The 4,844-nt window shown below is 57.0% G+C and carries 5 protein-coding genes; 1 reads left to right on the forward strand and 4 read right to left on the reverse strand.

Annotated features, from left to right (window positions below; genetic code table 11):
* The first annotated feature begins 21 nt into the window (after positions 1 to 21).
* Entirely contained in the window at positions 22 to 711 is a 690-nt protein-coding gene (locus ACRC1E_RS04600) for an RNA-guided endonuclease InsQ/TnpB family protein (protein WP_438513935.1), read from the forward strand.
* Between the two features lie 77 nt (positions 712 to 788).
* On the opposite strand, the gene ACRC1E_RS04605 is transcribed toward ACRC1E_RS04600, so the two are convergent.
* The 4 genes from ACRC1E_RS04605 to ACRC1E_RS04620 all read right to left on the reverse strand — a co-directional run.
* Positions 789 to 1,154 (reverse strand): type IV pilus assembly protein FimV, encoded by a 366-nt coding sequence (locus ACRC1E_RS04605; RefSeq protein ID WP_438513932.1) that lies wholly within the window; start codon positions 1,152 to 1,154, stop codon positions 789 to 791.
* 94 nt (positions 1,155 to 1,248) lie between these two features.
* Entirely contained in the window at positions 1,249 to 2,334 is a 1,086-nt protein-coding gene (aroB, locus tag ACRC1E_RS04610; RefSeq protein ID WP_438513933.1) for a 3-dehydroquinate synthase, read from the reverse strand.
* Positions 2,331 to 2,888, reverse strand: a complete 558-nt coding sequence (locus ACRC1E_RS04615) for a shikimate kinase (RefSeq protein ID WP_438513936.1) — start codon at positions 2,886 to 2,888, stop codon at positions 2,331 to 2,333. Before ACRC1E_RS04615 ends, aroB begins: the two co-directional genes overlap by 4 nt.
* A 32-nt stretch (positions 2,889 to 2,920) precedes the next feature.
* On the reverse strand, positions 2,921 to 4,844 hold a 1,924-nt coding region (locus ACRC1E_RS04620; protein ID WP_438513934.1), incomplete at its 5' end, for a type IV pilus secretin PilQ.

The following is a 4,844-nucleotide window of genomic DNA, read 5'->3' on the forward strand; positions in this document are numbered from 1 at the left end:
GAGCGTGAAGTCAGCATCCCGCTGCCGAAAGGCGGCATGGTCGGTATTGATCTGGGCATCGCCCGCTTTGCCACCTTGAGCGATGGCAGCTTCATCGCTCCGGCCAATAGCTTCAAACGGCATCAAGCTCGCTTGCGTAAAGCGCAGCAGGCCTTGAGCCGGAAAACCAAGTTCTCGAACAACTGGAAGAAGGCGAAAGCCCGCGTCCAGAAGCTTCATGCCCGTATCGGCAACGTCCGCAAATACTTCCTGCACCAAGCCTCAACCCGCATCTGTGAAAACCAAGCGATTGTCTGTGTTGAGGATTTGAAAGTGCGGAATATGTCGAAATCTGCGGCGGGTGATGCCGAACAACCGGGGCGAAAGGTAAAACAGAAGTCTGGCCTGAACAAAGCCATTTTGGATCAAGGCTGGGGCGAGTTCAGGCGGCAACTGGACTACAAGCTGGCATGGAAAGGTGGACACCTGATTGCCGTACCACCGCACCATACCAGCCAGACTTGTCCGAATCCGGCCTGTGGCCATATCTCGAAACTGAACCGCCAAACTCAGGCACGGTTTTGCTGTGTCGAATGCGGCTACGAGAACCATGCCGATACCGTCGGCGCGATCAATATTTTAAGGGCGGGATACGCCCGGCTAGCCTGTGAAGTGAGCGGCGCAGTAACACCGCCAGCAGCAGAAACCCACCGAAGCGAGCTAGCCGCGTAAGCGACTAGACGCAGTAGGAATCCCCGTCCTTTCCAGTCTCAAGACCGGCTCGCACAAGCGAGAGGGCGGGGAGGATGTCAATGGTAGAGCGGATTGTACGGATCTATTGCCATACCATTTTTACGGACGGTGTTCCATACCGGGTAGGTGTGCAGTTCATCACGCAGCGTGGCCGCGAGTGAAGAGTAATCCTTGGCATTGCGCTGGCAGGAATAGGCGCGCAGTAGTGCGACTTTGGCGGCCGTATTTTTAGGGTCATGCTTGACGGTATCGCGCAGCACCATAATGGCATCGTCAACACGTCCGTAGTGCATGAAAACTTCAGCTTCCCCTACCGGATCGATGCCGCGCTTGCGTGGAGAAACATAACTGAGTTGACGCCACAATTTGCGTGCGCTGTTGACACTGGCTTGACCCGCGAGTCCTGCTATGGCACTGAACATGCTATTTCCCCCCTTAGCGAATGGCTAAAGCAAGATTACCAGCCTGATAGATTAGTCTCAATCGCTTGCCACATTAATTTGCAGGTAAAGGGAACTATTGTTGTATAAAACGACCAGTTAGTGTTGCATCGAGGATATTGTCCGACAATGTGGCCAGTTTGGCCTGTCCAATGGTGCTCATTAATACATAGCGAACACTACCGTTTGTTACTTTTTTATCATGTGCCATCAATGACTTCCAGCGCACTAGCCCCAGATCTGGTGCCGTCACCGGCAAGCCTGCCGCCTGCAATAAGATGCGGATACGCTGTACCTCTTCTTCACGCATATCACCGGATAAACGCGAGGCTTCTGCCGCCAGCAGCATGCCTGCAGCGACGGCTTCACCGTGCAGCCAGATGCCAAAGCCCAGTCCGGCTTCGATCGCGTGGCCAAAAGTGTGGCCCAGGTTGAGCAGGGCGCGGATGCCGCTTTCTTTCTCGTCCTGACCGACAATATCGGCTTTCATGCGGCAACAGTGCTCGACGGTATACGCCAGTACATTCTTGTCGCGCGCCAGCAGCGCCGGCATGTTTTGTTCCAGATAGGCAAAAAATGCCGCATCACCCAGTAAGCCATATTTGATGACCTCGGCCAGCCCCGCCGATAGCTCGCGCTGGGGCAGGGTATCGAGCAGATCCATGTCGGCGATCACCGCTTTGGGCTGGTAGAAGGCACCTATCATGTTCTTGCCGCGCGGATGGTTGATGGCCGTCTTGCCGCCTACCGAGGAGTCAACCTGCGCCAGCAAGGTGGTCGGAATCTGGATAAACGGCACACCGCGCTGGTAGCAGGCAGCGGCAAATCCCGTCATATCACCGATGACCCCGCCACCCAGGGCCAGCAGCGTAGTCTTGCGCTCGCAGCCTTGCTCCAGCAGTACGTCGAAAATCCGGTTCAGCGTATCCCAGGTCTTGAAGTCTTCACCATCGGGCAGCACGATCTCCAGCGAGCTGACACCCTGCGCGGCCAGCGCCTGTTTCAGGCGTGCAAGATAGAGCGGCGCGACGGTGGTGTTGCTGATGATGGCAACCTTGTTTTGTGCCAGATGCGGTGCAATCAGTTCGCCCTTGTCCAGCAGCCCTTGGCCGATATGAATGGGGTAGCGGGTGTCGGGTAAAACGAGGTCAAGAGTTCTCATGCTGGCGGATGTTCCGGATGCGATCCCTGAAGGCGGGATAGCCTGTCTTCCAGCTGGCAGACCAGCAGGCTGACGTTTTGTTGGGTGGTATCGATGACGATATCGGCGATTTCGCGATATAGCGGATCGCGTTCGGCAAACAGGGCTTCAAGCTTGGCACGCGGATCTGCAGTTTGCAGCAAGGGGCGGTTGGTGCAGTACTGGGTACGGGTCAGGATATCGTCGATGCTGGCGCGCAGATAGATGACCGTGCCATGGCTGGCCAGTAACTGGCGGTTGACCGGGCTCAGGATGGCGCCGCCACCGGTGCCCAGCACGATATCGCGCTGCTGTACCAGTTCGGAAATCACCAGCGTTTCGCGTTCGCGAAAACGGCGTTCGCCCTCGATGTCGAAGATGGTCGCAATGCGCACGCCGGTGCGCTGCTCGATCTCGTAATCCGAGTCATAGAAGGTCTTGCCGCTGCGCCTTGCCAGCGCACGACCTACGGTGGTCTTGCCGGCACCCATCAGGCCGACCAGGAATAAATTGCCTGCCAGTTTCATGGCAGGCATTGTATCGGATGTCATTGTGCGTTGTCGCCGGCTTAGCGGATCAAAACATCACTTTCCACAATACGTGGAGTGATAAAGACCAGCAGTTCGCGGCGCTCGTTCTTGCGCGAATTGCTGCGGAACAGATGGCCCAGTACCGGAATATCCCCCAGTAGCGGGATCTTGCTGACGGTATCGCTCTCGTCCTGAATGTAGATGCCGCCGATGACCACGGTATTGCCATCGCCAATGCGCACTTGGGTCTTGACTTCGCGCTTGTCGATAGACGGCTCGCCATTGACGGTTTGCGTGAAGTTGGCTGCATCCTTATTGACCTGTACATCAAGGATGATCTCGTTGTCCGGCGTAATCTGCGGGGTGACATCCAGCACCAGATTGGCCTCCTTGAACTCGGTGGTCGTTCCGCTATCGCCACTGCTCGACTGGTATGGGATCTCGATACCTTCCTTGATCACCGCCTTGGTGCGGTCGGCAGTCAGTACCCGTGGGCTGGATACGATCTTGCCAATGCCCTGAGTCTGCATCGCCTGCAGTTCGAGTCCGATAATGGAGCTGGCGCCTTTAAATATCATGCCCAGCGTACCGCCTTGCAAGCCTGCTGGTAGGTTGATATTGGGTGTTGAAGGTAATGTTTGGGTTCCATTGCCTGTGCCTGGAAGTGGTGTTCCTCCATTCGGGCCATAGCCAGATCCGACAGAAGTATCCCCCCCTATCTTGGCAAAGCCCAGCTTGATGCCCAGATCGCGCTGGAAACTGTCGTTGACCTCGACGATGCGCGCCTCGATCAGTACCTGCTTGGACGGTTTGTCAATGATGGCCAGTACCGCCCGGATTTCATCCAGTACCGGCGGTTTTTCGCGCACGATCAACTGGTTGGTCTTGGGGTCGGCATAGGCTGATGCCTTCATGCCGTTATTGCTGCTGTTGACCTGCGCGCTTGTGTTTTTTTCCTTGCTGTCGATATCGACCAGACCGGCGATGGCAGCCATCACTTCTTCTACCGTACGGTATTTGATCTGGAATACTTCGGTAATCAGTGGTTCTTGCAGGCTGGTCGCTTCCTTGGCTTCTGCGGCCTGTTTGGCCAGCGCGATCATGTCCGCCTGCGGCGCAATGCGGATCACATTTCCGATCTGGCGCTTGGCCAGTCCTTTTTGCTGCAGCACGATGTCCAGTGCCTGATCCCAGGGTACATCCTTCAGGCGCAGGGTCATGGTGCCGGTGACGGTGTCGCCGGTGACCAGATTGAAACCGGCAAATTCGGCCAGCGTTTGCAGCACGGCGCGGACTTCGACGTTCTGGAAGTTCAGCGATAGTTTCTCGCCCTTGTAGACGGATTTCCCCAGCGCCATCAGTGCAGCATTGGCCTGCTCGCTGGAGATCTTGCGCACCTCCACCACCAACTGCTTATTGGCCTGATAGGACGAGAACTCCCATTCACCGGTATTTTGCAGCACGATACGGCTGCTCTTACCCTGATTATTGGCCGCTATGCTCTGCACCGGGGTGCCAAAGTCGGTGACATCCAGCCGCCGTTCCAGACGGCGTGGCAATGGTGCGCCCAGATTGATGATCAGGCTCTTGCCGCTGCGGCTAACATCGGTGCTGCTGTTGGCATTGGGTAGGTCGATCACGACCCGGCCCGAGGCATCGCTGCCGCGCCGAAAATCAATCTGGCCAACCTCGGCACTGGATGCTGCCATGGTGGCCGGCATACTGACTGGGCGTTCAAGTACCGGTGCCGTGATGCTGGCAGCGAGCGGGCGCGCCTCGACATTGCCTAGCGTAACCAGTACGCGATTACCTTCGACCCTGGCCTGATAAGCGCTGGCCTTGGCTAGCGAGAGCACGATGCGGCTGCGATCGCCGGCGGCAACGACAGTCGCGTTATTGAGCAAGGGGCCTGGCAGGGCGACCTGTGGCTGTGGCAGCGCGCTGCCGGTGTCGCTGAAATCG

Origin of the sequence: Craterilacuibacter sp. (assembly GCF_051659485.1) — a bacterium.
Taxonomy (GTDB): domain Bacteria; phylum Pseudomonadota; class Gammaproteobacteria; order Burkholderiales; family Chromobacteriaceae; genus Craterilacuibacter.